This window comes from Bradyrhizobium sp., from assembly GCF_049586575.1.
In the GTDB taxonomy this organism is placed as follows: Bacteria; Pseudomonadota; Alphaproteobacteria; order Rhizobiales; family Xanthobacteraceae; genus Bradyrhizobium.
Window position 1 is genome coordinate 1 of sequence record NZ_JBAVCF010000079.1, and the last position, 4,310, is coordinate 4,310.

Here is a 4,310-nt window from a genome sequence, read left to right on the forward strand (position 1 = left end):
GGCAGAGAGCGTTCGCCTTTCCGATCGCCTCGCCCCATTAATACGCCGTGGTGGTGCCGGCGCGAGCCGCGTATTCCCATTCGGCCTCGGTAAGCAGACGGTAGGTCTGGCCGGTCATTTCGGACAACCAGGCCACGTATTTTTGGGCATCATCCCAATCGACATTGATAACAGGCTTGGTACCCCGTCCGCCGCCGCTGTCGCTCGGCTGCGGGCACCCGCCGACTGAGAAGCAGGCGTCAAAATCGGCGAACGTCACATCGAACTTTGACACGCCGAAGGGTCTCGCGATCGTAACCATGTGCTGGGGGCCTTCGGAGTTATTGTGGCCCGGTTGGGAGGCGGGCGACCCCATCATGAAGCTGCCGGCCGGAATGACGATCATTTCGGGACAATCCCTGGCGCACTCACGGAAACTTGCCAACGGCTTCAGCGCACGCTCGGCCTCGGGTTTGAGCACATATGGGTCAATGTTCGCGACCCGGTAGGGCCGCATGGTCCAGTACCAGTTGATCTGCTCCTTGATGACCTCCTGATTGATCCAACCGACGAGGCCGGCGATAATGCCGACCAGCAACGTGTAGACCAAAGCCTGTACGAGTAGCCGGCGCCGCTGCGCGGACTGTGCTCCTTGGCGGCTTTCGGCAACTAGTGCTCGGATCTCCTCGGTGGGTTCCGGCGCGCCGTGCGGGCGCACTTCCATCCAGTGCTCCGCCACTTCTAGTGTTGGCGAATGCAGCAGCAATCCGCTCGGGCGGCCAGCCGCCAACCACCGGCGCGCCGCTTCACCGTATTCCGTATGCTCCCTTATCCAACCGATGTCGGTTTGCAGTGCTTCGGCGAGTTCATCGGCCCTCGCTTCAAAGCGGGGTGGTTCATCGAAGAAAATGAAGTTCAGGCGGCGCAGCGGCTCCGGCACACCGCTGTCCTCGATGCGGCGGCAGACGATCGGCGCGAAGCGCTTGTTGAGCGAGGCAGCGTGGGCGACTTCCTTTAGCGCGACCTCGGACTTTACTGCGTCTGGCGAGAGAACGAATACGACCGTATCTGCGCGGCCGATCAGCGCTTCGATGCGCTTCCACCAGTCCTCAAATGCATAAATCTCTTCACGATCGATCAATACCTCGAAGCCGCGCGCCTTCACCGCCGCTTCGAGCTTATCGGCAAACGCCATGTCCTTGCGCGAGTACGAGATAAAGATGCGCGCCTTTGTCTCGGCGTTCCGTGTTCCGACGGTACCTTGCACGAGCAGATTGCCTCTCTGCCCGAACGCCGCCTGGCGTCAAAAGGCGAATTGAGCCGCTGTTCTCAAGCGGTCGGCTCATATCCCAATAACCGACATGGCGGGGCAGTGCGACAAGTTTAGCGATGTACCAAAAGTAACAAATTTTCTCGTCTGTCGCTTCTCGCCTGATCGACGCCTGCGGCGCAAGTGATTGGTTCGGATTCACACCGCGTCGACTATGGCCGCGGCCGACCGAGCAATATCGCTCGCCTGTCAAATCCTAGAGCGCGCAAACATGGTGTTGCGCAAAAGCACTAGTGGCACGGAAAAATCGCTCAGCCGGCACTTCGAAGTGGTCAGGCCGCGGAGGAGCTTCTATTCTAGGGATGCCCCGTGAAGTTGAGGCCTTTTGGCCCGACTTGGCCGCATGCCTGCACGACGCCCGGCTAGAATTTTGGATCGCCTTTATGTCTCGCGGAAGGAGAAATCTCGCGTACGGCAGATACTGCTTCGGACTGTTGTCCGTGGCAAGCGCAGTTTTCCTGTTGAGCCTCTTTATCACTTTTTGTTTTACTTCTCCCGCCGAGGCTCTGCCAAGCTTCGCGCGGCAAACCGGCCAGCCGTGCGGTGCCTGCCACACTGATTTCGCCGGACTAACGCCCTACGGCCGCCGTTTCAAGATCGGCGGTTACACATACGGCGGCGGAGCATACCGAACGACGTTGTTTCCGAGTTCTGACGATGCGGCGAGCGACGAAAAGAAGAAATGGGTGCCGCCGATCTCAATGATGGCGCTCACTGAGTATACACACTTGCAGACGGATTTGCCGCCGCCAACCGCGCCGTATAGCGCCAATGACAATGTCCTGCTTTCGACCTTGAGCTTCTTCTGGGGTGGCGCCATCACCGATCACCTCGGCGCATTCTCGCAGGTAACCTATAACCCGCCCGGCCCCGGAGGCTTCGGCACTGATCCGTTCGCTGCGCACACGTGGCACTGGGACAATACCGATGTCCGCTATGCCGACTCGGCGAATATCGGCCGCTTCAACGTCACCTACGGTGTCACAGCGAACAACAGTCCCACTGTCCAGGATCCCTGGAACACCACGCCGGCCTGGAGCTTCCCTTACGCATTCTCGTTTTTCAGCCCAGGATTCGGATCCACTCCGATCCTCGATGGTGCGTTCGCACAGCAGGTCGCTGGAGTGGGAGCTTACGCCTTCGTCAACGACCTGCTGTACCTGGAGACGACTGTATACCACTCGCTTGATCCGAATACGCTGAACAGCCTGGGCACCGACCCGTTTGATACAGGCGTTGGCAGGTTTGATTTCGCTCCATATTGGCGATTGGCTTTCGAACCTCATTGGGGGCGCAATTGGCTCGAAATCGGGACGTTTGGCATGACGGCCAACATCAATCCTTGGGTCAATCCCGGTACGGCGGATACCTCAGTGTTTTCGCAGACCGACAAATTCACGGACATCGGCGTAGATACGCAATATCAGTATCAAGGCGAAAATTATTGGCTGACGCTGCGCGGCAGTTGGATTCACGAATATCAGAAACTGGATGCTAGCTTCTTCAATACGTTGTCAGGCAATCCGGCTAACGAATTGAACGAAGCGCGGGCCTATGCGTCTTTCGCTTACGGCAACGACAACAGAGTTATTCTCACCGGCCAATATTTCAACTCTTGGGGAAATCCTGATTCGATACTGTACGCCGCCAACGCAAATTTCAGTCCCAATACCAACGGCTGGATCGCCGAAATCGCCTATATCCCGTTCATCAGCAGCCAAGCGCCCGGATGGCCGTGGTTCAATGCGCGCATAGGGCTGCAATACACCTGGTACAACGAATTCAACGGAACCAGCGTCGGCGCGAGCGCCAACAATTCACTGTACCTCTATCTGTGGATGGCAATGTAGAGGCAGGGGGCTACGATGAAGACGACTTTGTTCACGGCTGTTGCTCTCTCGTTGTTGAGCGTCTCAGCGTATGCCGCCGACCTCGGGGTGCCTGCGGCCGCGCCGTCACGCTTCAGCTGGACGAGTTGCTATGCCGGTGGCTACGTGGCCGGCGGTTTTGGGCAAAAGGATTTGGCTGACAACGCGGGCTTCCTTGCCGGACTCGGCGGCCCCAGCGCAGCCAATCTGGACACCAGCGGCTATTTGCTGGGCGGGCAGATCGGTTGCGATTATCAGTTCATGTCCGGTCTCCTGCTCGGCGTCGAAGGCAGCGCCGCTGGCGGAAACATCGGTGGCAATACGCTTGTCCCGGTGCCTGGCGACAGCGCAACGTTCAAACAGACGACCGATTTTCTGTCCGATGCCACCGCGCGTGTTGGCTATGCCTGGGACCGCTGGCTGCCTTACGTGAAGGGCGGCGCCGCCTGGGCAGGCGACAGATACAGCGTGTTCGATGCGGCGGTGTTGTACGATGCCGAAGCTGTCGAGACCCGCCTGGGCTGGACCGTAGGCGCGGGCGTCGAGTGGGCAGTGTGGGACGATTGGTCGATCAAGCTTGAATACGACTATTACGGCTTCGGCACGCGTGGCGTGACCTTCATCGACAATGTGAGCGGCGCCTTTGGTCCCGTGGACGTCAGGCAGAACATTCAGGTCGTCAAGCTTGGATTGAATTTCCATGTCTTCGCGGGGCAGGGGCCTGCCCCATGACAACGATCCCGTTGTGACCTTCGCCGTAACTGCAATGCGTGAACACGAGGCTGCGCGCGTGATACCGAGCAAAACAAGACGGCACAGGAGCGGAAAAGCCGTCTGCTTGCGATTGGCATTGCAATCGGGGTTGCTGGCGACGCTGTTTGTAGCGCCGGCCCACGCTCTAGACGCGACAACCTCTGTCTCTCCCCAGGACGTGCAGGCCAAGATCGCTTATTGCGAAGTGTGCCACGGGCCTTCAGCGCGGGGTTTTGTCGGCTATTACCCGATCCCGCGGCTGGCCGGCCAGCAGGTTGCGTATATCGAGAACCAGTTGCGCGGCTTTATCGACCGCAAGCGCACCAATCCGATCATGGCCAACGTGGCGCATACGCTGAGCCCGGCTATGCTGACTGCGC

General features: G+C 59.0%; 4 protein-coding genes. 3 read left to right on the forward strand and 1 reads right to left on the reverse strand.

The features are described 5' to 3' along the window. Positions 1–37: 37 nt before the first annotated feature. A complete protein-coding gene (locus tag WB528_RS02450) occupies positions 38–1,246 on the reverse strand; it encodes an SUMF1/EgtB/PvdO family nonheme iron enzyme (RefSeq protein ID WP_423886838.1) in 1,209 nt (402 codons plus the stop codon). A gap of 524 nt (positions 1,247–1,770) precedes the next feature. Between WB528_RS02450 and WB528_RS02455 the strand changes: the two genes are divergently transcribed. From WB528_RS02455 to WB528_RS02465, 3 genes are all read left to right on the forward strand, one after another. Beyond that, positions 1,771–3,159 carry a cytochrome C gene (locus WB528_RS02455; RefSeq protein WP_423886839.1) on the forward strand — a complete coding sequence of 463 codons (1,389 nt, stop codon included), beginning with the start codon at positions 1,771–1,773 and terminating at the stop codon, positions 3,157–3,159. Between the two features lie 15 nt (positions 3,160–3,174). Continuing rightward, positions 3,175–3,909: an outer membrane protein gene (locus WB528_RS02460; RefSeq protein WP_423886840.1), complete on the forward strand. Its 735-nt coding sequence runs from the start codon at positions 3,175–3,177 to the stop codon at positions 3,907–3,909. Between the two features lie 106 nt (positions 3,910–4,015). After that, the coding region (locus WB528_RS02465; RefSeq protein WP_423886841.1) for a c-type cytochrome at positions 4,016–4,310 on the forward strand (295 nt) is incomplete at its 3' end.